This window comes from Arthrobacter sp. Soil_C_60 (assembly GCF_057656375.1).
Genome location: NZ_JBDGKM010000012.1, coordinates 108,631 through 133,214, shown reverse-complemented (window position 1 = coordinate 133,214; position 24,584 = coordinate 108,631). Strand labels below are relative to the sequence as shown.

General features: G+C 65.4%; 21 protein-coding genes and 1 riboswitch. Of the genes, 10 read left to right on the top strand and 11 right to left on the bottom strand.

The features are described 5' to 3' along the window. The first annotated feature begins 47 nt into the window (after positions 1 to 47). Complete coding sequence (locus tag AC3A4M_RS19960) at positions 48 to 3,611, top strand: TM0106 family RecB-like putative nuclease (RefSeq protein WP_498737993.1); 3,564 nt, start codon at positions 48 to 50, stop codon at positions 3,609 to 3,611. A 49-nt stretch (positions 3,612 to 3,660) separates the two neighbouring features. Next, positions 3,661 to 4,086, top strand: a complete 426-nt coding sequence (locus AC3A4M_RS19955) for a pyridoxamine 5'-phosphate oxidase family protein (protein ID WP_498737991.1) — start codon at positions 3,661 to 3,663, stop codon at positions 4,084 to 4,086. Positions 4,087 to 4,176: 90 nt separating this feature from the next. Here the strand turns inward: AC3A4M_RS19955 and AC3A4M_RS19950 are convergent, their stop codons facing one another. Continuing rightward, the gene (locus AC3A4M_RS19950) at positions 4,177 to 4,800 is read right to left on the bottom strand and encodes an FMN reductase (protein WP_498737989.1); all 624 of its coding nucleotides are present in this window, start codon (positions 4,798 to 4,800) and stop codon (positions 4,177 to 4,179) included. A 182-nt stretch (positions 4,801 to 4,982) separates the two neighbouring features. Here AC3A4M_RS19950 and AC3A4M_RS19945 point away from each other — a divergent pair, with 182 nt between their 5' ends. From AC3A4M_RS19945 to ligM, 5 genes are all read left to right on the top strand, one after another. Continuing rightward, positions 4,983 to 6,359, top strand: a complete 1,377-nt coding sequence (locus tag AC3A4M_RS19945) for an MBL fold metallo-hydrolase (protein WP_498737988.1) — start codon at positions 4,983 to 4,985, stop codon at positions 6,357 to 6,359. A gap of 308 nt (positions 6,360 to 6,667) precedes the next feature. Beyond that, a riboswitch (cyclic di-AMP (ydaO/yuaA leader) is annotated at positions 6,668 to 6,840 on the top strand. 5 nt (positions 6,841 to 6,845) lie between these two features. After that, positions 6,846 to 7,679 (top strand): peptidoglycan DD-metalloendopeptidase family protein, encoded by an 834-nt coding sequence (locus AC3A4M_RS19940; RefSeq protein WP_498737987.1) that lies wholly within the window; start codon positions 6,846 to 6,848, stop codon positions 7,677 to 7,679. 207 nt (positions 7,680 to 7,886) lie between these two features. Further along, complete coding sequence (locus AC3A4M_RS19935) at positions 7,887 to 8,288, top strand: GlcG/HbpS family heme-binding protein (protein WP_498730797.1); 402 nt, start codon at positions 7,887 to 7,889, stop codon at positions 8,286 to 8,288. Between the two features lie 92 nt (positions 8,289 to 8,380). Further along, positions 8,381 to 9,598 (top strand): formaldehyde dehydrogenase, glutathione-independent, encoded by a 1,218-nt coding sequence (gene fdhA / locus AC3A4M_RS19930; protein ID WP_498737985.1) that lies wholly within the window; start codon positions 8,381 to 8,383, stop codon positions 9,596 to 9,598. Positions 9,599 to 9,619: 21 nt separating this feature from the next. Next, positions 9,620 to 11,026, top strand: coding sequence for a vanillate/3-O-methylgallate O-demethylase (ligM, locus tag AC3A4M_RS19925; RefSeq protein ID WP_498737983.1), 1,407 nt, complete (start codon positions 9,620 to 9,622; stop codon positions 11,024 to 11,026). Positions 11,027 to 11,142: 116 nt separating this feature from the next. Here ligM and AC3A4M_RS19920 read toward each other — a convergent pair whose 3' ends face one another. Continuing rightward, the gene (locus AC3A4M_RS19920; protein WP_498737982.1) at positions 11,143 to 12,009 is read right to left on the bottom strand and encodes a methylenetetrahydrofolate reductase; all 867 of its coding nucleotides are present in this window, start codon (positions 12,007 to 12,009) and stop codon (positions 11,143 to 11,145) included. Between the two features lie 140 nt (positions 12,010 to 12,149). On the opposite strand from AC3A4M_RS19920, the gene AC3A4M_RS19915 reads away from it, so the two are divergent. Next, positions 12,150 to 12,578: a very short patch repair endonuclease gene (locus AC3A4M_RS19915; protein ID WP_498737981.1), complete on the top strand. Its 429-nt coding sequence runs from the start codon at positions 12,150 to 12,152 to the stop codon at positions 12,576 to 12,578. A 55-nt stretch (positions 12,579 to 12,633) separates the two neighbouring features. Here the strand turns inward: AC3A4M_RS19915 and AC3A4M_RS19910 are convergent, their stop codons facing one another. The 6 genes from AC3A4M_RS19910 to AC3A4M_RS19885 all read right to left on the bottom strand — a co-directional run bounded on the left by AC3A4M_RS19910 (position 12,634) and on the right by AC3A4M_RS19885 (position 18,653). Beyond that, complete coding sequence (locus AC3A4M_RS19910; RefSeq protein WP_498737979.1) at positions 12,634 to 13,587, bottom strand: sugar kinase; 954 nt, start codon at positions 13,585 to 13,587, stop codon at positions 12,634 to 12,636. Positions 13,588 to 13,589: 2 nt separating this feature from the next. After that, positions 13,590 to 14,243 (bottom strand): bifunctional 4-hydroxy-2-oxoglutarate aldolase/2-dehydro-3-deoxy-phosphogluconate aldolase, encoded by a 654-nt coding sequence (locus AC3A4M_RS19905; protein WP_498737977.1) that lies wholly within the window; start codon positions 14,241 to 14,243, stop codon positions 13,590 to 13,592. 5 nt (positions 14,244 to 14,248) lie between these two features. Continuing rightward, positions 14,249 to 15,394, bottom strand: coding sequence for a galactonate dehydratase (dgoD, locus tag AC3A4M_RS19900; protein ID WP_498738016.1), 1,146 nt, complete (start codon positions 15,392 to 15,394; stop codon positions 14,249 to 14,251). Positions 15,395 to 15,417: 23 nt separating this feature from the next. Then, entirely contained in the window at positions 15,418 to 16,332 is a 915-nt protein-coding gene (locus AC3A4M_RS19895; RefSeq protein WP_498637464.1) for a carbohydrate ABC transporter permease, read from the bottom strand. Continuing rightward, positions 16,332 to 17,285, bottom strand: a complete 954-nt coding sequence (locus tag AC3A4M_RS19890; protein ID WP_498737975.1) for a carbohydrate ABC transporter permease — start codon at positions 17,283 to 17,285, stop codon at positions 16,332 to 16,334. The genes AC3A4M_RS19895 and AC3A4M_RS19890 overlap by 1 nt, the downstream gene beginning before the upstream one ends. Positions 17,286 to 17,363: 78 nt before the next feature. After that, entirely contained in the window at positions 17,364 to 18,653 is a 1,290-nt protein-coding gene (locus AC3A4M_RS19885) for an ABC transporter substrate-binding protein (RefSeq protein WP_498737973.1), read from the bottom strand. 158 nt (positions 18,654 to 18,811) lie between these two features. On the opposite strand from AC3A4M_RS19885, the gene AC3A4M_RS19880 reads away from it, so the two are divergent. Continuing rightward, a complete protein-coding gene (locus tag AC3A4M_RS19880; protein ID WP_498737971.1) occupies positions 18,812 to 19,627 on the top strand; it encodes a FadR/GntR family transcriptional regulator in 816 nt (271 codons plus the stop codon). 106 nt (positions 19,628 to 19,733) lie between these two features. Here the strand turns inward: AC3A4M_RS19880 and AC3A4M_RS19875 are convergent, their stop codons facing one another. From AC3A4M_RS19875 to speB, 3 genes are all read right to left on the bottom strand, one after another. After that, on the bottom strand, positions 19,734 to 20,411 hold the full coding sequence (locus tag AC3A4M_RS19875; protein WP_498737970.1) for a hypothetical protein: 678 nt from the start codon (positions 20,409 to 20,411) through the stop codon (positions 19,734 to 19,736). A gap of 114 nt (positions 20,412 to 20,525) precedes the next feature. Beyond that, on the bottom strand, positions 20,526 to 22,241 hold the full coding sequence (locus AC3A4M_RS19870) for a thiamine pyrophosphate-binding protein (protein ID WP_498737968.1): 1,716 nt from the start codon (positions 22,239 to 22,241) through the stop codon (positions 20,526 to 20,528). Between the two features lie 2 nt (positions 22,242 to 22,243). Then, complete coding sequence (gene speB / locus AC3A4M_RS19865; RefSeq protein WP_498737967.1) at positions 22,244 to 23,365, bottom strand: agmatinase; 1,122 nt, start codon at positions 23,363 to 23,365, stop codon at positions 22,244 to 22,246. A 165-nt stretch (positions 23,366 to 23,530) separates the two neighbouring features. On the opposite strand from speB, the gene AC3A4M_RS19860 reads away from it, so the two are divergent. Further along, positions 23,531 to 24,580: a glucose 1-dehydrogenase gene (locus AC3A4M_RS19860; protein ID WP_498737966.1), complete on the top strand. Its 1,050-nt coding sequence runs from the start codon at positions 23,531 to 23,533 to the stop codon at positions 24,578 to 24,580. Positions 24,581 to 24,584: the final 4 nt, after the last annotated feature.

Sequence of the window (24,584 nt, the reverse complement as noted above, 5' to 3'; positions counted from 1 at the left end):
AGCTCAGGGATTCCGACGCCGGCGGAACCGTCAGCCCGGGAGGCCTCGTGTTCCTGCTTGAATCCGAATCAGCCGGCGCCGCACCGGAACTGGTCTTCACTGCCAGCGACTTGGTGATCGCTGCCGGCTGCGAGTACCAGCTGCTGCGGAAGCTGGACGAGAAGCTGGGCCGCACACCCAAGGCCGTATTCGCTCCGGACGAGATGCTGGAGCGGACGGCGGTGCTCGGGGATGTCCATGAGCACCGGGTGCTGCAGGAGTTCAAGGACCGGTTCGGGGCCGGCGTCGTGGAAATTGCCGAAACCACCGGATACACCCGCCCGGAGCTCACTGCCAAGCATGCCGAATCCATTGCCGCCTTGGAGGCCGGGGCGGATGTCGTGTTCCAGGCAGCGTTTTTTGACGGCAGCTTCCACGGCCGCTCGGATTTCCTCGTCAAGGAGAACGACGGCGGGACGTTGCGTTACGCGGTGTATGACACCAAGCTGGCCCGCCATGCCAAGGTGACGGCCCTGCTGCAGCTTGCCGCCTACGGCGACCAACTCGCCAAAGCCGGAATCACGCCCTCCCCCACGGTCACGCTGGTGCTGGGTAACGGCGTGCACAGCAACCACAGCCTGACGGACATCCTGCCCGCCTTCAAGGAGCGCCGGACCCGGTTCCTGGCCATCACCGGCCAGCACCGCGGGCAGCCGGATCCCGTGGCCTGGAATGACGAACGCTACACCGCCTGCGGCCGCTGCGATTACTGCTCCGAGCAGGTCAAACTGCACCGGGACCTGCTGCTGGTTTCACACATGAGCACCACGCGCCGGCGCCAGCTGATGGCAGATGGGATCCACACCATCGATGACTTCGCCTCCATGCCGCTGCCGGCGGGCGAAGGCTCCGGCGGGACGTTGGCCAGGCTGCGGGATCAGGCGCGCATGCAGACCGGCGTCCAGGAGCCGGACGGATCGGTCGAGTTCACGGCCAAAGACGGTGAATCCCATAAGGTCTCCTACCGGGTGCTGGAGCAAAACGCGCTGGCAGCGCTCCCCCGCCCCAGTCAGGGGGACATTTTCTTCGACTTCGAGGGGGATCCGCTCTGGCAGGATGCCGCCGGCACGTGGGGCCTCGAGTACCTTTTTGGCGTGGTGGAGAACCCGGTCTCCCCGCGGGACAAGCCGCCGTTCCTGCCGTTCTGGGCGCACAACCGTGCGGAGGAAGGCCAAGCCCTGGCCAACTTCCTGGACTACGTCGCACAACGGCGCGAACGGTATCCAGACCTGCACATTTACCACTACGCCAACTACGAAAAGGCAGCCCTGCGCCGACTGTCGCTACAGCATGTCCTGGGCGAGGACGCCGTGGACGGGCTGCTGCGCGAAGGCGTGCTGGTTGACCTCTACGACACGGTGCGCAACAGCCTGCGGATCTCGGAGAACTCCTACAGCATCAAGAAGCTCGAGCCGCTGTACATGGGCGATAACCTGCGCAGCGGTGATGTGACGGATGCCGGGGCCTCGGTGGTGGCTTATGCCCACTACTGCGAGGCACGTGATGCCGGCCGGGCCGATGAGGCGGCGAAGATCCTCGCCGGAATCAGCGACTACAACGAGTACGACTGCGTCTCCACACTCGAGCTGCGTAACTGGCTGCTCAAGCTGGCGGCCGAACGAGGCATCCAGCCTGGCTCGACCGCCGATGGCGCTGCCGCAGTCGACGGCGGGAAAGCACCTGAGGTTCCGGACGAGCCATCCCAGGACGAGCAGCGGCTGCTGGACCATGTGGCGGCCGCAGCGGACAAGGCCGCGCATACCGGCGAGTTGTTGTCCGATGAAGACCAGGCCATCGCCATGGTTGCCGCGGCGGTCGGTTACCACCGGCGCGAGGACAAGCAGTTCTGGTGGAGCCACTTCGACCGGCTGAACGCGCCGGTGCCGGACTGGGCAGACACGAGGGACGTGTTCGTCGTGCAGGACGCGGAGGTTGTTGAGGAGTGGGCCGTGCCGCCGGGGAAGCGGAATCCTGTCCGCGTGCTCCGGCTGACCGGAACGCTGGCCCCCGGCTCGACCATCAAGGAAGGCACCTCGTTGTGCCGGCTCTACGACCGGCCGTTTCCGGACTTCCTGCAGGCCAGGGACACCGGCGTCGACCAGCGCAGCTACTGCTTCGAAACGCAGGTCATCGAGTTGGATGCGGCCGGCGACAAGGACGTCCTGCTGGTCCAGGAGCGGCTGCCGTCCAAGGCGGATCCGTATGACCAGCTGCCGATGGCACTGTCGCCGAACCAGCCGCCGGCCACCACGTCGCTGAAGCAGGCGCTGGCGGACCTTGCCGGACTGGTGAGCAGCGGATTGCCTCAGCTGCCGCCGCATCCGGCACTCGATCTGCTCCGCCGGGTTCCGCCACGACTGCGCAACCTAGCGTCGCTACCGGTCGTTGAACAGGAGCCGGACGGCTACATCGACGCGATCACCACCGCCGTCCAGGCATTGGACCGTTCCTACCTGGCCGTCCAAGGGCCGCCCGGCTCCGGCAAAACGCATATTGGCGCCCATGTCATCGGTCGGCTGGTTGCGCAGGGCTGGAAGGTGGGCGTGGTCGGACAGTCCCACGCCGTCGTGGAAAACATGATGAAGGCCGCGGTGGAGAAGGGCCGCGTCCCGCTGGAGCGGGTGGCCAAGAAGCTCAATGCGGAGAACGTCCCGTGGCGGAACCGCACGGACGCGGAGGTGGAACGGTTGCTCACCGAACCGGGCGGGGCACTGGTCGGCGGCACAGCCTGGACGATGACCGGCAGCAAAGTTCCGCCAGGGTCGCTGGACCTGCTGGTTATCGACGAAGCCGGACAATTTTCGCTGGCCAACACCCTGGCCGTTTCCCGCGCGACGCGGCGCCTGCTCCTGCTGGGGGATCCGCAGCAGTTGCCACAGGTCACCCAGGCCACCCATCCGGAACCGGTAGACACGTCCGCATTGGGCTGGCTGTCGGCCGGGCACGCCACACTGCCGCCGGAGCTGGGCTATTTCCTCGCGCTCACGTGGCGGATGCACCCGGCTTTATGTGCCGCAGTCTCGCGGCTCGCCTATGAAGGCCGCCTGCACAGCGCACCTGCGGCGGACCGGCGCCAGCTGCAGGGCGTGCCAGCGGGAGTGGAATGCATCCTTCTGGAGCATCAGGGAAATTCGACCTCGTCGGCCGAGGAAGCCGCTGAAGTTCTACGGCAGGTCCAGCGGCACCTCGATCTGCACTGGACGGACGGCGGCACAACCCGACCGCTGGGTGCGCCGGACATTCTGGTGGTGGCGCCCTATAACGCCCACGTCCAGCTGATCCGGCACCAGCTTGAGTCAGCCGGGCTGGGCGGTGTCCGGGTGGGAACCGTGGACAAGTTCCAGGGCCAGGAGGCTCCGGTGGTGATCGTGTCGACGGCAGTATCGGCACCGTCCGAAGCCCCGCGCGGAATGGAATTCGTACTCAACCGCAACCGAACCAACGTAGCTGTTTCCCGCGGCCAGTGGCGGGCGGTCGTCGTCCGTTCCCGGGAGTTGACCAGCTACCTCCCCAGTAAGCCGGAGGGACTTGAAGAACTGGGCGCCTTCATTGGACTGTGCCTGCCGGACTGAGCCCCACTTGGGGACAGTGATTGCGGACGCAGCGTAGAAGAATGGATGCATGATGTTCCAACACGATGAACCGGTCCTAGAACTCACCGACGAGCAATCTTGGAAACTGCTGGAAAAGACCCAACACGGCCGCATTGTCCTGACCGCTGCCGGGGAGACGGATATCTTCCCCATCAACTACCTCGCCCACGACGGCAAGCTGCTGATGCGCAGCGCACCAGGCACCAAGCTGGCTGAAGTCACGATCAACAAGAACGTCGTATTCGAAACGGATGGAATCACCAGCGATGAGGCATGGAGCGTCGTGATCAAAGGAACAGCACGGGTATTGCAGTCCGGGGATGAAATCGAGGCTGCCGAAAAGCTCGGGCTCAAGTCCTGGATTCCCACGCTCAAGGATTTCTACATTGACCTCAAGCCAGTGCAGCTCAGCGGCCGCCACTTCAATCTAGGTGACCAGCCGGAGCGCTACTGACAGACAGGGCGCCCAGGCGTGATTCGCCCGGGCAACCTGCCGCCGTCGTCAACGTGCCGCACATCGACGGCCTATATCGGCTAGCCGAGGTCAGCGGCCGACGTTGGCGAGGATTTCTTCAAAGCTCATTGACTCGATGCCGCCGCGGCCTTGCTCCTCGGCAGGTACATCCTGGACCAGTGCAACCAGTTCCGCTGCTGCACGGCCTGCCCGGCGCACAATGCCGCCGCCAGCCTCGTCCGCACCACCCCAGTCTTCGGGTGCAGCGAACACCACGGTCTGCGTCGTGCGGGCGCGCAGGTAGCTGAAGAGCGGACGGATGGCATAGTCGAGGGCGAGCGAATGGCGCGCGGTGCCGCCGGTCGCGCCAACGAGTACCGGCTTTCCGGCCAGTGCATCATTGTCAATCACATCGAAGAAGGACTTGAAGAGGCCGCTATAGGAGGCGCTGAAGACCGGTGTGACAGCGATCAGCGCATCCGCCGCGGTGACCGCATCGATCAGCTCCTGGAGTCTGGGCGCGGCATAGCCTGCCACCATGTTGTTGGCGATATCCACGGCGTACTCACGCAACTCGAAGGTCTTCACCGAGGTATCGGCACCCTCTTGCCGGAACCGGTCAACGGTGGATTTTGCCAGCTGATCCGCCAGCAGCCGGCTGGAAGACGGTACGCCCAGCCCTGCGGACAACACCACGATTTTTCGCTCTGACACCGGTTTCTCCTTCATGTCTCTTTGTTCATGCGATTGCATCTATCTTCACAACTGAGAGCGCTGCCGGATTATTCCTGCCGGAGGGACGCTATTCCTGTTGCGCGCACAGAAACGGTGCCACACTGGGATGACCATCATCCGACAAGACCCCCGGCAAGGGCCTTCTCCCGCCAGGAGGACCGGTGATCCTGAAGCAATACCACCTCAGTTCACTATCGCTGAGTTCCTATTTGATCGGGGACGAGACCACCGGAAGTGCCGTTGTCGTGGACCCGCAGCGGGACATCGACCAGTACCTGGACGACGCCTCCCGAAACAACCTCACCATCGTGGGTGTGATCGACACCCACTTCCATGCCGATTTTGTGGCCGGACACCTCGAACTGGCCGCCGCCACCGGAGCGTGGATCGGGCTCGGAGCCCGGGCGGAAGCCGCCTACGACTTCCGCAAACTGCACCATGGGGAAAAGATTTCGCTGGGTGAGGTCGAACTGGAGATCCACGAGACCCCCGGCCACACCTGGGAGTCCATCACTGTGCTGGTCCGCGAGCGCGCAACGGATGAAACGCCGCATGCGGCCCTGACCGGAGACACCCTCTTCATCGGCGATGTGGGCCGGCCTGACCTTGCCGCATCCGTCGGCGCTGATCCCGTGGAATTGGCCCGCGCGCTCTATCACTCGGTGCACAATGACCTGATGAAGCTTGATGGCAGCGTGCGACTGCTTCCCGCGCACACCGCAGGAAGCGCATGCGGGAAGAACCTCTCGGCCGAGCGCGAATCGACGATCGGGCAGCAGCAGGCCGCGAACCCTTCCGTCCAGCCGATGAGCGAGGACGAGTTCGTGGACCTGATCACCAGCGGCCAACCGTCCGCTCCGACATACTTTGCCACCGATGCCAGACTGAACCGCAGCAGGCATCCGGTGATGGCAAGCAGACTGCATCCCGCGGCACTCCCGAAGGATGCGTTGGAACGGGCATTATCTTCAGGGGCACGGATTCTTGATGCGCGGCCGCCGAAACTGTTCGCCGCAGGCCATCTGGCTGGCTCCATCAACGTGGGCATTGACGGGCGCTTTGAGGAAACGGCGGGCATGTTCTTCGATCACCGCGACGTGATCGTCATTGTGGCCGAGCCGGGCAAGGAAACCGAAGTCCAACTAGGTCTTGCCCGAATTGGTTGCGACAGAGTGGTCGGTTTCATCCCGAATCTTCCCGACCTGCTCGCGGCGCAGCCTCAGCTGGCAGGCAGCACGGACCGGGTCCAGGCGGATGCACTGGACAGCGCCCTGGCCGACCCGGAAACGGTGGTGCTCGATGTCCGCAATGCCGGGGAGCGGGAGGACGGCGCCATTGCCGGAACCCAGCACATTCCGCTGGCCGAACTGCCGCTACGCTACGACGAGCTGCCGGCAGACAAGCGCATCGTGGTGCACTGCGCCAGCGGCTGGCGCTCCAGCGTTGCCGCGAGCGCACTGAAGGCGCTCGGCTATACCGATGTCGCCGATGTTGCGGGCGGCTATAACGCCTGGGCCAAGCAGCACCAGGCTGCCTAATTCACGGAGCGCTCCTTCCAGCGAGCGGCAACGTGCGTCCGCAAGACAGTGCAGCGACGCCACGCGCCCGGCTAGACACCACGGCCGTAACAGGAGGAACAACACCTTCAACCCGGCTGAAGCTTCAGCGCTGCTCGTGCTGGACGCCGTGCAATCGACCCATCTTTTACACCACCGGAGCTTCGTGTGTCTACAAACACACATAACGGATTTGTAACAAGACACGCCGACACGATACTTTTTAAAGGCATTCTTACGCAACCAATGGTAAGAGCCTGATCCGTACGCCTAGCCCTGTCAGCGGATCAGTCAATTCAATTCTTCCCAGACAGGGGCGGAGGAACCACACACGGCGCTTGGGGGCGCCTTGGGGTGAAGTTCTGTCAGCAACATCGAAGGCACATTGTTTGCCGCTGACCGAACCGAGTGAACTCTCTCTCGAATCCGACAGCTAACTTCGCAGGCGCATATGAGAGGACTTCCCCTTTGCAGACCAATAAGCCTGTGCGCGGCCGCCGTCGCGCCGAAGATACTTCCCTGCTGACCGCCGTGCGGAACCAAGACGGCGAAGGCCGTCGCCGCGCCTCGAAGCGCCGCTTTTCCAGCACCTCCCAGAAGGCCGGCTTGGCCTTGGCTGCCACCGGCATCATTGCCTTGGCCGCTGTTCCCACTGCCCAGGCGGTCTCCGGTCACGAAGACCTGAGCACCGTCAGCGCCGCCAGCACGTCTTCGGCCCCGGTGACTGCAGCACAGGACAGCGAGATGAAGTTCGAGCGGATCGAAGTGACCAGCAAGGCCGCTCCAGAGCAGAAGGCTGAGCCGAAGACCGAGGTTAAGGCCGCCTCCGTCGAGAAGGCCGATGATGCCAAGGACAAGCCGAAGGCCGAGCCGAAAAAGGAGTCCAAGCCTGCTCCCAAGGAGACCGCCGCCAGCGGTCTGGCTTCCCCCGTAGCCGACCTGAATCAGTCCTCGGGCTTCGGCTACCGGATCAACCCTGTCACAGGGGCAGCCGGCGAGTTCCATAACGGCTCCGATTACGCCCTCGCCTGCGGTACCGACGTCAAGGCTGCCGGAGCCGGCAAGGTCGTCGAAGCTTCCTCCAGCGCCGTGGGCTACGGCAACCGCATCGTCATTGAGCACGGCGATGGCATGAAGACCACTTACAACCACCTGCAGAGCATCGGCGTCAGCCAGGGCCAGAAGGTCTCGAGCGGCGATTCGATCGCCGATCTGGGCACCACCGGCAATTCCACCGGCTGCCACCTGCACTTCGAGGTCGTCGTCAACGGCGAGGAAGTAGACCCGGCCAAATACCTCTAGCCCCACCATCCGCCTCGGCGGATTTACGGCCAGACCCGAACGGGGCTGTGCGGCATGAGCCGCGCGGCCCCGTTTTTTGTCCCTAGTCACCACTGGGCAAGAGGACTAGCGTGGGGCGTACCCGCCGCATCCATACACTGGCGCAGAGCCGCGCCGGTGCCGAGTCGAGCCGTGCCATGCCGGCGGAACCAGCGCTAGGAGACAAGAATGAACACCCTTACCCTTGCAGATGCCCGGAGCATCATCGCGGCCGCCGAAGCCCGCGCAGAAGAAATTGGCCAGCCGATGAACATCGCCGTGGTCGACGCCGGTGGCAACCTCATCTCCCACGTGCGGATGGACGGCGCCTGGCTGGGCAGCATCGACATCTCCATCAACAAGGCCTTCACCTCCCGCGCCTTCGACATCCAGACCAAGGACCTGGGCGACAACTCGCAGCCGGGCAACCAGTTCTACGGCATCCATGCCAGCAACAACGGCCGGATCATGATTTTCGCTGGCGGCGTGCCGCTCAGCCGAGACGGCCAGGTAGTCGGCGCGATTGGCGTCAGCGGCGGCAGCGGTGAGCAGGATCAGACCGTCGCGGAAGCAGGCGCCGGAGCACTCTGACGACTACGTCCGAAGTACCTATAGCCATAGTGAGTGAAGTCCGCTAGCGTGATGACTATCACCGTGCGGTCCAGAATAAGGAGTCATGCCCCGTGTCAGGAAACAGAGCCGTTGCCTATAAAGGACCAGGGAAAGTCGAGGTCATCGACACCGACTACCCCACCTTCGATCTTAAGGACGCCCCGGGGATCAACCCGGCCAACATCGGCCGCAAGGTCCCCCACGGCGTCATTCTGCGAACAGTCACCACCAACATCTGCGGCTCGGACCAGCACATGGTCCGCGGCCGCACCACCGCCCCGACCGACCTGGTACTCGGACACGAAATCACCGGCGAAGTCATCGAATGCGGACCCGACGTCGAATTCATCAAGACCGGCGACATCGTCTCGGTCCCGTTCAACATTTCCTGCGGCCGCTGCCGCAACTGCAAGGAACGCAAAACCGGCATCTGCCTCAACGTAAACCCCGACCGCCCCGGCAGCGCCTACGGCTACGTGGACATGGGCGGCTGGGTCGGCGGCCAGGCCGAATACGTCATGGTGCCCTACGCGGACTGGAACCTGCTGAAGTTCCCGGACCGCGACCAGGCCCTGGAGAAAATCATGGACCTGACCATGCTCTCCGACATCCTGCCCACCGGCTTCCACGGCGCCGTCACCGCCGGCGTCGAAGTCGGCTCCACCGTGTACGTGGCCGGTGCCGGCCCGGTCGGCCTCGCTGCCGCAGCCGGCGCACAACTACTCGGCGCCGCCGTCGTAATCGTGGGCGACCTCAACGAGCAGCGCCTCGCGCAGGCACGCAGCTTCGGCTGCGAAACCGTGGACGTGTCCCAGGGCGACCCGAAGGACCAGATCGAGCAGCTCCTCGGTGTGCCCGAAGTGGACTGCGGCATCGACGCCGTGGGCTTCGAAGCCCGCGGCCACGGCAAGGACGCCTCGCACGAGGCGCCGGCCACCGTGCTGAACTCGCTGATGGACATCACCGCCGCCGGCGGCGCGCTGGGCATCCCCGGACTCTACGTCACCGGCGATCCCGGGGCGGCGGATGAAGCCGCGCAGCACGGCTCGCTCTCCATCAGCCTCGGCACCGGCTGGGCCAAATCGCTGTCCTTCACCACCGGCCAGTGCCCGGTCATGAAATACAACCGCCAGCTGATGATGGCGATCCTGCACGACAAGGTCCAGATCGCCAAGGCCGTCAATGCCAAGGCCATCCCGCTCGAAGACGCACCCAAGGGCTACGCCGAATTCGACGCCGGCGCCGCCACCAAGTACGTCCTGAACCCGAACGGCTACGTCAAGAACTGATCGAGGAGAGGAACAGCAACGATGAATGCGAAGAATCTGCAGGAAGTCCTGGACGCCTCCGGCAACACCGTTGAACTGCTGCGCAATTCCCAGCTCGGCGCCTACATCTACCCAGTGGTCGCCCCGGAATTCACCAACTGGCGCAGCGAGCAGCGGGCCTGGCGCGAGACGGCGGTGCTCTATGATCAGTCCCACCATATGGACAATCTGTTCATCAAGGGTCCGGACGCGCTGAAGCTGATTTCCGACACGGCCATTAACAGCGTGGCCAACTTCCCGGTCAACAAGGCCAAGCAGTATGTACCGACGACGCCGGCCGGGCACGTGATCGGCGATGGCATCCTCTTCCACGAGGCCGAGGACGAGTACATCTACGTGGGCCGTGCCCCGGCGGCCAACTGGCTGCTCTACCATGGCGAGACCGGCGGCTACGAGGCCGAGATCGTCGTCGACCGCCGCTCGCCGTCGCGCCCGATGGGCCAGCCGGTCAAGCGCAAGTACTGGCGCTTCCAGATCCAGGGGCCCAACGCCTGGCAGATCATCGAGAAGGTCAACGGCGGCCCGGTGGAGCAGCTGAAGTTCTTCAACATGGACCACATGAACGTGGCCGGCGCGCAGGTCCGCACCCTTCGCCACGGGATGGCCGGTGCGCCCGGACTGGAGCTGTGGGGGCCGTACGAGACCTATGACAAGGCCCGCGACACGATCCTGCAGATCGGCCAGGAGTTCGGCATGCTGGCCGTCGGCTCGCGCGCCTACCCGTCCAACACGCTGGAGTCGGGCTGGATCCCGTCCCCGCTGCCGGCGATCTACACCGGCGAAGAAATGCGGCCCTACCGTGAATGGCTCAGCGCGGACAGCTACGAGGCGACCAACGCGGTGGCCGGCAGCTTCGTTGCGGACAAGATCGAGGACTATTACCTGACGCCGTGGGAGCTGGGTTACGGCTCGTTCGTGAAGTTCGACCATGACTTCATCGGCCGCGAGTCGCTGGAGAAGATCGATCCGGCCACCCAGCGCAAGAAGGTCACGCTGGCGTGGAACCCGGAGGACATGGCGAAGATCTTCGCGTCCTTGTTCGATACGGAGGGCACGCCGTACAAGTACTTCGACCTGCCGCTGGCTAACTACGGCTCCTCGAACTACGACGCCGTGGTCGATGCGGACGGCACCAACGTGGGCCTGTCCATGTTCACCGGCTACAGCGCCAACGAGCGGCGTGCGCTCTCGCTGGCCACCGTGGATCCGTCCGTGCCGGAGGGAACGGAACTGAAGGTCATCTGGGGCGAGCCGGACGGCGGCACCCGCAAGACCACGGTGGAGCCGCACCAGCAGCTCGAGGTGCGCGCCGTGGTCAGCCCGGTGCCATACTCCGAGACGGTCCGGAAGGACTACCAAGGCGGCTGGCGCTCCGGGCAGAAGAGCTAACCGGAACCGGCGGGGCCTGGAACGTCATCCTGGCTCCGCCGGTTCATACTCCGAAGTACGACGACGGGTGGCGGGCCAGGTGCCCGCCAACCCGTTGCGTTCATCCCTCGGCGCGTTCATCCGCCGGCGCGGAACTCGCGGACCCACTCCGCCGTAGTCTTCAGCCCCCCGAAGGTGTAGAAGTGCAGCAGGATCCGGCCGTGCTCGGCCTCGTTGTGACGCTGCGCGAATTCCTTAATGATCTTGTCCGGGCCCGCCGTGCCGAGCAGGTTTGTCAGCGAGAATCCGTACTTGTGCACGATCCCCGCGGAGGAAGCGACTCCGAAACGGCGCGCATAGTTGAGCAGCCGCTTGACGCCGGCAGGTCCGGGCACGCCGATCTCCACCGGGGCCTGCACACCGCGCCTTCGAAGTTCCGACAGCCAGGCGAAAACCGGGTCGGCGTCGAACCCGAACTGCGTGATGATCGAGCAATCCAGACCCAGTTCCTGCAGCGCCGCATACTTGTCCGCGAGTGCCTGCCACAGCACCTCGTCGCTGATGTCGGGATGCCCTTCCGGGTAGCCGCTGATGCTCACGTGCTTGAAACCGTACTGGCCCAGCAGCCCGGTCCGGATGAGGGCGAGGGAGTCCTCATAGGGTCCTTCGGGCTGGGCGGGGTCACCGCCCACCACAAACACGTCCTCGGGGGCCGCCTCCGTCGCCAGCTCCTCGAGGAACCCTTCCAGCTCCGCCTGCGAGGCAAGCCTGCGCGCAGAGATGTGGGGAACCGGGACGAAGCCCAGCCGCTTGACGGCGGCCGCCGCAGCGACCCGCATCGGCAGGTCCTCGTTGCCCAGGAAGGTCACCGAGATCCGGGTGCCCGGCGGGATGAAAGCGGCAGCCTCTTCCAGCGCCGGCACATCCTTGCCCGTCATCTCCAGGGAGAAGTCCTCAAGCAGCGAGCGCACGGCGTCGGGATTTGTGGGACTGGAGTGGGCCATAGTGTTCCTTCTTCCGTCGGATCTCGCCGAAGACCGCGGGTGCCGGCGACAGTGCTTCGATTCTATCGCTCAATAACTATCTGCATAGGGGTTTGTGGACTCCATTGGGCCGCCATTGTCCCGCAGCTTAAAATGGGTGCATGGCCGATTCGCTCACCCCCGAGCAGCGCAGCGCCAACATGTCCAGGATCCGCGGCAAGAACACCAAACCGGAACTCATTGTCCGCCGGTTGCTGCATGCCAGGGGTTATCGGTACCGGCTGCACGGCTCCGCCGCTGGGGCCAAGCTTCCCGGGCGGCCGGACCTGGTCTTTTCGGGCCGCCGCAAGGTCATTTTCGTCAATGGCTGCTTCTGGCATGCGCACAACTGCAAGGTAGGCCAGCATGAGCCCAAGTCCAATACGGAGTTCTGGCAGGCCAAGCGGTCCCGGACCGCGGCCCGGGACGCGGCGCAGCGTCAGGAACTGTCCGCGGCAGGCTGGGACGTGCTGACCGTGTGGGAGTGCGAGTTCAAGAAGTCCAGCGACCTGGGCAGCCTGGAAGAACGGCTCGTCGGTTTCCTGGGCTAGACGCGGCGCTCCTACAGACCACCCGCTTCTGCCACCTCTGTAGGCCGGCAGCCGTCTACCGCACCGTCGTCCCGGCCTGCTGTTCCCACAGCCGCAGTTCCGCACGCGTGGGCAGCGCCTCCCAGTCCCCCGGATAGCCGACGGCGAACGCGCCCAGAATCGCTCCGCGTTCCAGCCGCGCCTGCACATCGAGCCCGTCCAACAGGCCCGACAGGTAGCCGGCGGTGAAGGCATCCCCGGCTCCGACAGTGTCCCGTACGACGACTTGGTGGGCCGCCACGTGATGCGGTTGCCCATCGATCCAGCCCGTGGCGCCGTCCGCCCCGCGTTTGATGATGACCTGATCCACGCCCGCGGCAGCCAACGCGGCGGCAGCGGCGGCCTCGCCGTCGTGAGCTTCGGGGACCGCGAGCGCCAGTTCGTCCTCGGAGGCAATAACGACGTCGGCGCACGCAGCGATGGCGGGCAGCGTTTCGGCCGCCTGCTCCGCCGTCCAGAGTTTGGCGCGGAAGTTGACATCGAAGGAGACCAGGCTGCCGGTATCCCGCGCAGCCTTGACGGCCCACAGCACCGCCTCGGCGGCGGAGACGGACAGCGCAGGTGTGATCCCGGTCAGGTGGAGGATCCGGGTGCCGGCTGCCACGGCGGGACGGATTAGGTCGATGGTCAACGCGGAACCGGCAGAGCCCGCCCGGTAGTACTGCACGCGGGCCAGCTCCGCCGTCCGCTGCTCGAGCAGCATCAGTCCCGTGGGCCGGTGCTCGTCATGGCTGACCGCATCCGTCAGCACGCCTTCGGCGCGCAGCTGCCGGAGTGCGAAGGCACCGATCTCGTCCTGCCCCAAGCGCCCGACCCAGCGTGTGGTGTGTCCCAGACGGGACAAGCCGATGGCCACATTGGATTCCGCACCGGCCAGGCACAGCTGTGCGCTGCCGCCCATCCGCAACAGGCCGGCATGGCGGAAGGAGCCCATGGACTCGCCGAAAGTCAGAACGTCGACAGGCTCCACCGTCAGCCCCGGGAGTCCGCGGCCAGCTGCAGGTAGGCGCGTGCCCGGCTGCGCAGTTCCGTCAGGTCTCCGCCGGACGCGGCATCGCCGACCAGCGGGCCGCCGACGCCGACGGCAAGTGCACCCCGCCGCCAGTACTCCACGGCTTCCGCTTGTCCCACGCCGCCGATGGCGATGAACGGGATGTCCGGGAACGGGTCGCGCACCGCCTTGAGGTACTCCGGGCCGCCGGCCGAGGCAGGGAAGAGCTTGATGGCGGAAGCGCCGAGTTCCATGCCGCGGTAGCACTCGCTCGGGGTGAAGGCACCGGCGATGACTGGGACGCCGCGTTCGGCCGCTTCAGTGACGGACGGGGCCAGCGACGGGGTCAGGATGAACTGCGCCCCGGCGCCCAGGACCGCCGCAACGTCGTCAACAGTCAGGACCGTTCCGGCACCAATGACGGCATCCGGACCGGCGTGCTCGCAAACGGTCTCGATCACCCGCTGGGCATCCGGGGTGGTGATCGCGATTTCCAGGTATTTGACGCCCTCCTCCACCAAGGCGAGGGCCGCGGCAATGGAGGCATCGGCGTCGTTCCCGCGGATGACGGCCAGCAGCCGTGCGTCGAGCAGTCCGGCGACCAGGTCGTCAGGTTTCAGAGGGGTCGGTTGCATCATCATCACCATTCCGCGTGGGAGCCGTCGGCGTGGCGCCACAGCGGCGAGCGCCACTGGTGCTCCAGCTTGTCCGCCACCCGCACCGCATTTTCGTCGATCTCGATACCCAGGCCGGGTCCGGTCAGCCGTTCAATATGCCCGTCCACGAACTTCAGCGGCGACTTGTCCAGCACGTAGTCCAGCACCTCGGCGCCCTGGTTGTAGTGGATGCCGATGCTCTGCTCCTGGATCAGGAAATTGGGCGTGGCGAAACCGACCTGCAGGCAGGCGGCCAGCGCCAGCGGGCCGAGCGGGCAGTGCGGGGCAAGCTGGACATCGAAGACCTCGGCCAAGGAGGCAATTCGGCGGACTTCGGAAATGCCGCCGGCGTGGCTGAGGTCCGGCTGGGCGACGGCGATGCCCGCCTGCAGCACGGGCAGGAATTCCTGCCGGGAGTACAGCCGCTCCCCCGTGGAGACCGGGATGGAGGTGGAGCGGGCCAGCTCGCCGATCAGATGAGAGTTTTCCGGCACCACGGGTTCTTCCAGGAAGAACGGGCGCAGCGGTTCCAGCAGCGGCGCCACCCGGCGGGTGTTGGCCAGGGTGAAGCGGCCGTGGAAATCCACCGCCACGTCCCGGTGCTCCCCCAAGACTTCCCGGGCCGCCGCCACGCGCGCGACCACGCCGTCGATCTCCGCCACGGTGCCCAGCCTGCCCATTTTGCCCGAGGCGTTCATTTTGACCGCAGTCAGTCCGGCGTCGAGCTGCTCGAGGATGTGGTCCTTGACCTCGTTGGGGTCATCGCCGCCCACCCAACCGTAGACGCGGATACGGTCCCGCACGTGGCCGCCCAGCAGCTGGTGCACCGGCACGTCGAAGTGCTTGCCGGCAATGTCCCACAGCGCCTGGTCGATCCCGGAGACAGCACTGGCCAGGATGGGGCCGCCACGGTAGAAACCGGCCTTGGTCATCACCTGCCAGTGGTCTTCGATCCGCAGCGGATCCGACTGCAGCAGCACCTCCGCGAACTGCGCGACGGCGGTCCGCACGGTCTCCGAGTGGCCCTCGCAGGTGGCCTCGCCCCAGCCCACAATGCCGGTGTCCGTCTCGATCCGGACAAAGAGCCATCGCGGCGGCACCAGGAAAGTCTCGACCTTGACGATGCGCATCGGCCGCGCTCTCATCCCCTTGCCTATCCCTTGGTGGCGCCGGCGGTCAGGCCGGAGACAATGTACTTCTGCGTGAACAGGGCGATGATCATGATCGGAATCGTCACCACCGTGGCCGCGGCCATCAAGCCACCCCAGTCGATGGAGGCGTAGGAAACGAAGTTGAAGATGGCCACGGGCAGTGTCTTGGTGTTGGCCCCGGACAGCACCAAGGCGAACATGAAGTTGTTCCACGAAAAGATGAAGGACAGGATGCCGGCGGTGGCAATGCCCGCCACGGACAGCGGCAGCGTGATCCGGGTGAACGCGCCGATCGGCGTCAGCCCGTCCACCTGCGCCGCCTCCTCCAGTTCCAGCGGCATCGAGTCGAAGTAGCTCATCATGATGTAAACGATCAGCGGCAGGGCCACGAACATGTGCGAGAGGATCAGCACCTCGTACCCGCCGACCATCCGCAGGTTCGAGAACACGTAGTACCAGGGCACCAGCAGCGAGACACCCGGGATGATGCGCGCCATCAGCACCACCAGCGCGGACCGGCGCATCGCGAAGCGGCTCATCGAGTAGGCTGCCGGAATCCCGATGATCAGGGACAGCGCGGTGGACACGAAGGCCACCCAGAAGCTGTTGAAGATGAAGGTGAAGTAGTTGTTCCGGCCCAGGACGTTGTCGTAGTTTTCCCACGTGGGGCTGAAGATGACCGCCTTGGACGCGTCGTAGATGTCCACATTGGTCTTCAGCGAGGCCAGCAGCATCCACACCAGCGGCGCCAGGAAAGTCAGCACAATCGCCACCAGCGCCACCACCCGGAACCACTTGTAGGCGCGGGTACGGATGGGCTTACGACGGCGGGCGGCTGGCTTCGCGGCGCCGGTTCCGTTGCCGGAACCATCGGCTGCCGTGGTGGCATTGCGCTGGGTATCTGTCAGGGCGTTCATTACTTGTTCCCCTTCCGGCGGAAGGTCACGAACCACATGCAGGCCACGATGATCATGAAGAACAGGATCAGCACGGCCGAGGCCACACCGTAATCCATGTAGTCGAAGCTGAGGCCGTAGGCGTAGATGTTCAGCGTTTCCACTTCGTTGAAGGAACCGCCGCCCTTGCCCTTAGTGGCGTAGAGGATGTCGAAGGTCTTCAGCGCGTCGATCCCGCGCAGCAGCACGGCCACGATCACCGTGGGCATCATCAACGGCAGCGTCACATACCAGAAGCGCTGCCAGGCGGTGGCGCCGTCGATCCGTGCGGCCTCGTCCGGTTCATCGGACAGGGACGTCAGCCCGGCCAGCAGGATCAGCACCACCATCGGCGTCCACTGCCACACGTCCACAAAGAGCAGCGTGGTCAGTGCCGTCTCCGGGCTGGAGAGCCAGGGCTGGCCGGGCAGGCCGAAGAATCCCAGCAGCTGGTTGGCGAACCCGATGTTCGGGTCCAGGATCAGCCGCCACATCATGCCCACTGCCACGGGGGTTGCCACCAGCGGCAGCAGGATCACCACGCGGACAAACCTTTCGCCCTTGAACGGCCGCCAGAGCAGCAGCGCGATGCACATGCCCAGCACCATCTGGATGGCCAGCGCCCCGATGGTGAAGTAGAAGGTGCGTCCGACGGCGGGCCAGAACCGCTGCGTATCGGTCAGGACTTCCGCGTAGTTCTCGAGCCCGATGAAGTCGGATTCGGCACGGACGGAGCCGGAGGCATCCGTCAGGCTCAGGTAGAGGGTCCAGGCCAGCGGGAAGACAATCAGGATGCCCACGAAGACCATCGCCGGGGCGGCGAATAGCCATTTGCGGTGGTCGTTGGCCCAGTCCGAGTAGGCCTGCCAGCCGGTCTTTTTCGGCCCCTTGGCGGCGGGCCCGCGCTGCGTGGTGTCAGTGGATAGTGCAGTCATCTCTCACCCTGGGTTGGAGTGGTGGGAGAACGACGGCGGTGCGTTGCCGCCGTCGTTCTCCGTCAGCCTTTGGTTCGGCTACTTTTCGTCTTCGAGGAAGGCCTCGAACGATGTGTTGGCGGTTTCCGCGGCCTTAGCCGCATCCTCGCCGGTGATGGCGGCAACGATGGGATCGCCGACGATTTCGCGGGCCTCGGCTACCGAGACCACCAGCGGGCGGTCATAGCCAACCCCGTTCTCGGCGCTGACCGCAATGGCCTCCGCGAGGTCCTTCGGGTAGGTGGAGATGCCTTCCGGGTCTTCCCAGACGGACGAGCGCGGTCCGGGCACGCCGGCCTTCTGGACCTCGAGCGTCTTTTCCTTGCTGGTGGCCCACTCAATGAACTTCCAGGCGTTGTCCTGGTTGGCCGAGGCCTCGTTGATCGCCAGGCCCCAGGAGGGAACGTTGTACGGTTTGGATCCTGCCGGGCCCTCGGGCATCGGTGCGAAGCCGACCGTCTCCGCCACCTTGGAGTCAGCGGGATCGGTGGCGTTCTTGTAGAGGCTGTCCGCCTCGGTGTAGAACGCGGCCCCACCCTGGGTGAAGATGGCCATGGCCTCGGGCCAGCTCATGTCCGTGCTGACGTTCTCCGGCCCGTACTCGCGGATCATCCGGCCGTAATAGTCGTAGGCCTCCTTGGCCTCGGGAGTGCCGATCGCCGACTTGCCGGAATCGTCAATGAAGTCCCCGCCGAAGGAATACAGGTACGAGGAGAACTGCGTGACCGCGGCCGAACGGCCGGTGCGCGCAACGAAGCCCGCCGTGTCCGGGTTCTCTTCCTTGATCTGCTTGGCTGCGGCTTCCAGCTCTTCGAGGGTCTTGGGCACCTCAAGGCCGGCCTTTTCCAGCAGGTCCTTGCGGTAGTAGAGCACCTCGCGCTCAGTGATCAGAGGCACGCCCACCACCTTGTCCTCGAAGGTGGTGGCCTCGACCGGACCGGACTGGAAGTCCGACCAGTCCCATTCCGCGTTGCCCTCGACCCGCTCGGTGAGATCGGCCAGGTAGCCGTTCTGCGCGAAGAGCTTGCCCTCCTGCAGCGGCCGGTACATCATCACGTCGATCTCGTCCGTACCGGCGTTGAGCTTCACGTTGTACTGGTCGGACAGCTGGTCTTCGCCCAGCTGGGTGAGCTCGACGTCGAGGCCGGTCTCCGCTTCGAATTCCGGAATTGCTTCCTTGATGATGTCTGTCCACACGTGGTTGGCCAAGGTCACCCGCAGGGTACTGGAGGCTTCTTCACTGCCCCCGCCGCCGCTGCCGCAAGCTGTGAGCCCGAGGGAGAGCAGGGCTGCCACCGCCGTAGCGCGCATTACATTCTGTCGTTTCACGCTGACTCCGTTCTTGATGGGGCCCTGATCGACTGTGACGGACCCGCAGCAGATGCCTCTTTACATCTGCCGATTACTTGAACAATAGTGACTTAGATCATATTTATTCAAGAGGCGTGGTTGAATTAAAAGATGAGTGGCGAAAGGCAGGCGGCACAATGAGCGAGCGCACAGCGATGGCTGACGCGTCGGCAGGGCCGGGCGCGGGCTCGACGCCGGCCGCGTCGCCAGCGTCATCGCCAGCAGCGGGTGCGCCCGGCCTGCAGGGGCGGGTGCTCGAACAGCTCGGTATGGCAATCTGTGGGGGAAGCCTGCATCCGGGCGAGGTCCTGCGCAGCGACGCGCTGGAAGAGCGCTACCACGTATCCCGGTCGGTGATCCGGGAGGCACTGAGCATCCTTGGTTCCATGGGCCTGGTCGAATCGCGCCGCCGGGTGGGCGTGACCATCCAGCCCGCCACGGCCTGGAACCTCTACGACCCGCTGGTCATCCGCTGGCGCCTGGCCACCAATGGACGGCTGAAGCAGTTGCGCTCGCTCACCGAATTACGCAGCGCCGTCGAACCCCAGGCCGCGCTGCTCGCCGCGCAACGCGCTCCATTGTCGGGCGCCTCGGACCTGGTGGGTCTGGCCGCCAAAATGTGGGCCGCGGGTCAGGCCGGCGACTCCGAAGAGTTCCTGGCCCTGGACATCGAGTTCCACCGGCTGGTGCTGCAGAGTTCGGGCAACGAGATGTTCGCCAAGCTCGACTCATTGGTCGCTGAAGTACTCTCCGGCCGCACCCAGTACGGGCTCATGCCGCACCATCCCAGCGACGAGGCCCTGCAACTGCATGCAGACGTCGCCAGCGCGATCCAGCGCCGCAGGCCGGATGAGGCACATGCGGCCATGCTGCACATCATGCAGCAGGCCATCGAGGAAATGAGCAGCCTCTGGGCACAGGATCATCCCGGCGAGCCGCTGCCGGCCGGATAAGAGTGCCGCGCCTCAGCCGGTTGCCCGGGGCCCTCGACCCGGCCCCCGCTCGAAAAAAGCAGCCCTTCCCGCGCGGGAAGGGCTGCTCGTTCTGGTGGTGCTGACGCTACTGGGCGGCCCCGTCACCCGAGGTGCACTCAACCTGGCCGCTGCCGGAGTTCGTGGCAACGCTCTGGCCGTCCATGATGATTTCGCAGGTCACGGTGCCGCCGTCGGATGTGACGCTGACAGCGCCAATCGGGAGACCGTTGTAGGAAATCTCTTCCTCCCAGTCCCCGTCGATTTGCTCCTCCACCGGCTGGGCACCGTCGAAGTACACCACGGCTGCAGGTCCTTCCGAGGTCACCTTGTACTGCACGGTGTGCTCGCCCACCGCATTGCCAAAAATTGTGGCGATAATCGCGGTGATGACGATGGCTGCGATCACGCCGAGCGCACCCAGGACAATGCCGGTGATGGACATTCCCTTCTTCTGCTTCTTGATCAGCGCGATGATGCCGAAAATGATCGCCAGCGGGCCAAGAATGAAGCTGAGGAAGCCGATACCGGGGATCACGCCAAGCACAAGGGCCACGATGCCCAGCACCAGCGCCGTAATCGCCAGGCCCTTCTTCTCCTGCACCGGCGCCTGGTAGCCGTAGCCGCCCTGGTCCGGGTACTGGCCATACGGTGAATTCTGCTGCGGCGCCTGGCCGTACGGCTGGTTCGACGGGTAGTTCGAGGCCGGCTGGTTTGCGCCTTCCTGCGGCTGGTTCGACGGATTTTCGGGAGACTGGTTAGACAAGGATTCCCCTGAGCTAGGTGCGGGTGATGCGGAAGCAGCATTGACCACCGCTCCCTTCGGCGAGTCTAACGGAACCGACGGAAGTCCTCGATGGGGAGTTCTATCCGGCCTCCCTCAGGTTGCCAGGTGCGTCGGGGCGAACATCTTGAGCAGCGTCTCAACAACGACGACGTTGGGACCGTCCGCCGCGAAGCTCTCCTCGAGGGCCTGGCGGACGTTCCCAGGCTCCACCCGGCGGGCCGGAACCCCGAAGGCTTCGGCCAGCTTCACGAAGTCCGGCCGAGCGAGCTCGGTGGCGGTAGCCTGCCCGAAGGCGTCCTCCATGTATTCGCGGAGGATGCCGTAGCCGCCGTCGTCGACAATCAGCCAGGTGACCGGGAGATTGTGCTGCTTGGCGGTGGCCAGTTCGCTGATGGAGTACATCGCGGAACCGTCGCCCGAAACGGCCAGCACGCGCGCCGGCAGTCCCTTGCTGGCCAGCCCGACCGAGCCGCCGATGGCTCCCGGGAAGCCGAAGCCCAAGCCGCCCGCGCCCTGCGCGGAGTGGAACTGGCCCTCGCGCGAATCCCAGCAGCTCCATGCCCAGTACGCGGAAATTGTCATGTCCCAGAAGGTCTGCATGTCATCCGGAACCGCCTCGCGGATGTCGGCCATGAACTGCCGCTCCTTGGCCAGGTCCTGGGCATCAAGGCGGGCCTGCACATTGGCCAGGGTTTCCTTCACCAGCTGTTCCGGGGACTTGCCGTGCCAGTCCGGCGAGAACGAGGGTTCTGGCTGCGTAGCGGCCGAGGCGACCAGCGCTTCATCCAGCGCCTGCAGGGCTTGGCCCGCATCGGCCCGGATCCCCAAAGCCGGCCGGTTGGATTCGAGTACCCGGGGTTCGGCATCGATCTGGATGATCCTGCCGCGCGGTTCAAAGGTGAAGTAGTTGCTGGTCACCTCGCCCAGCGAGGACCCGACCACCACCAACACGTCGGCGTCTTCCAGGACATCGGTGACGTAGCGGTCCTCCACCCAGGACTGCAGCGACAATTCATGCCGCCAGGGGAACGCGCCGTTGCCGCCCGGCGAACAGACCACGGGAGCGCGCAGCTTTTCCGCGATGGAGCGCAGCCACGGCTCGGCCCTGCCCCGGCGCACCCCGCCGCCGGCGATGATGGCGGGGCGTTCGGCAGAAGCGAGCCACTTCACCGCTTCCTTTACCAGCTCGGTCCGCGGCGGATTGTCGAACGCTTCGGCGAGCGCGTCTTCGACCGGCGGGACCATGATCGGATCCAGCAGGACATTCTGCGGCACTTCCACCCAGACCGGGCCCTGCGGCGAGGAGATGGCCTCGGTCCAGGCGTCCTGGATGGCGGACGGAATGCCGGAGGCGTGCTGGATCAGCCGCTGGCTCTTGGTGACGTTGGCGGCGGAGGCCTTCTGGTCATCGAGCTGGTGCAGCATGCCCTTGCGCCTGGCGCCGAGCCCTTCGAGCGGAATCTGGCTGGCTACCACCACCATCGGCACGCCGGTGGCGTAGGCTTCCTGCAGCCCGGCCAGCGAGGTCAGCGCACCCGGTCCGGTGGAGAGGAAGAGCACGCCGACGTCGCCGGTGGCGCGGGAAAAGCCGTCCGCGGCGAAGGCCGAGTTGTTCTCCACCCGGGAAGAAACAAAGTGCAGGTTGGACCGGCTCAAGGCATCGAAGAGCCCGAGCGCGTGCTGGCCCGGAATGCCGAACACGGTGGTTGCACCCAGGGCGCTCAGGGTTTCGACGACGAGGTCCCCGCCGTTGCGTGCCGCGACGATTGTTCCACCGGTGCTGGTCCCGCCGGTGCTGGGTGCCGTCATGATCAGGCGCCGTCCCCGCCGCGCAGCGCGTTGGCTGCCAGCGGATCCCCATGCGGCGGCGTCTCGCCCTGTGCCTGGGCCCCGCGCCGGTCCGCTCCCCCGCGGTCAACGGAAGCACCGCGCCCAACGGAAGTGCCGCCGTCGTTGTTCTGGCTGTCCGCGGCGTTCGCTGCCATCAGCGTCAACAGATCGTAGGCCACATGGCTGGCGGCCACGCCGGTGATTTCCGCATGGTCGTACGCCGGCGACACTTCCACCACGTCGGCGCCGATGAGGTTCATGCCGCGGAAGCCGCGGATGATCTCCAGCAGTTCGCGGCTGGTCATGCCGCCGGCCTCGGGCGTTCCGGTGCCGGGCGCGTGCGCCGGATCCAGCACGTCGATATCGACCGAAATGTAGAGCGGGCGGTCGCCGATCCTGTCGCGCAGCTTGGCCACCACTTCGCTCACGCCCTGGTAGTAGACGTCGGAACTGGTCACGATGCCGAAGCCGAAACGGTGGTCATCGTCCAGGTCCTTCTTGCCGTAGAGCGGGCCGCGGGTGCCCACGTGCGAGATGGCCTCGGTGTCCAGGATGCCCTCCTCCACCGCGCGGCGGAACGGGGTACCGTGCGTGTACTCGGCGCCGAAGTAGGTGTCCCAGGTGTCCAGGTGTGCGTCGAAGTGGAGCATGGCCACCGGCTGGCCGGCACGCTCGGCGGCGGCGCGCAGCAGTGGCAGGGCGATGGTGTGGTCCCCGCCGAGGGTGATGAGCTTGGTGCCGTTTTCGGTCAGATCCAGCGCGTTCTGCTGGATGGTCTCGATCGCCTCGTTGATGTTGAACGGGTTGACCGCCATATCCCCGGCGTCGGCGGCCTGCAGGCTTTCGAACGGACTCACGTCCCAGGCCGGGTTGTACGGCCGCAGCAGCCGCGAGGCTTCACGGACGTGGTTGGCGCCGAAGCGCGCCCCCGGGCGGTAGGAAACCCCGGAATCAAAGGGAACACCGACGACGGCGACATCGGCGTGGGCCACCTGGTCCAGACGGGGGAGGCGGGCGTAGGTGGCAGCGCCGGCAAAGCGCGGAATCCGTGATGAATCGATGGGGCCGAGCTTGCCGTTGGCCTCGACGCGGAGTTCTTCCATGTGGTCTCTCCTGAGAAAAAGTTGCCCAATAAGCATCAAGTGTTTTGAAATAGGCTAATTGTGGTCAGCGTCTCAGTCAAGGCCGACGGTCCTCTGGCCAACAGGAAAGGGGCATGTATAGCCTGACAGGAAGCTGAAGTTGCAGCACCGGCTCAGGAGGCAGCATTGCAGGCACTGACCGTTACACCCGGCGTCAAAGATTCCCTCGCACTGCGGGACGTGACGGAACCGCACCCCGGCGAGGGCGCGGTCCTTGTCGATGCGCTGTCCGTCGGCCTCTGCGGCACGGACCGGGAGATCATCGCCGCCGAATACGGTTCGGCGCCGGAAGGCCGGGAGCACCTGGTTCTGGGGCACGAGAATCTGGGCCGGGTCCGCGAGGCGCCGCCGGGGTCCGGCCTGGCGCCCGGCGATCTCGTGGTCGGCATCGTCAGGCGCCCCGATCCGGAAGCTTGCGGCGCCTGTGCTGCCGGCGAGTGGGACATGTGCCTGAACGGGCAATACACCGAGCACGGCATTAAGTCATTGGACGGGTTTGCTCGGCAGCAATGGCGGGCCGAGCCGGACGCGATGGTGAAGCTCGACGCCTCCTTGACCGAAGTCGGCGTGCTGCTGGAACCCACCACCATTGTGGCGAAGGCTTGGGAGCAGATCGAACGCATTGGCGCACGCGCCTATTTCGACCCCAAGGTCGTCGCGGTAACCGGCGCGGGACCCGTGGGCCTTCTGGCCGCGCTACTGGGAGTGCAGCGCGGGCTGGAAGTCCACGTCTACGATCTGGTCAACGAAGGGCCCAAGCCGGGCCTGGTGAAGGAACTCGGCGCAGTGTTCCACACGGACCCGCTCCCCGATTCCGGCGTGGAAGCTGATGTGCTTCTCGAATGCACCGGGGTTCCCTCCGTGGTGCTCGACACCATCAGCTGCAGCGCAAACAACGCCATCACCTGCCTCACCGGCGTGTCCGGAACCGGACGACGGACACCGGTCGACCTGGGCCAGCTCAACCGCACCGCGGTGCTGGAGAACGACGTCGTGTTCGGCACGGTCAACGCCAACCGCCGCCACTATCTCCAGGCCGCAGAAGCGCTGGCACAGGCGGACCAGGCCTGGCTCGGACGCCTGATCACCCGCCGGACCCGGCTCGAAGACTTCGCCCAGGCCTTCGAACAACGCGACGATGACGTGAAGGTGGTCATCGACCTGCAGCAGGAGTAGCCGC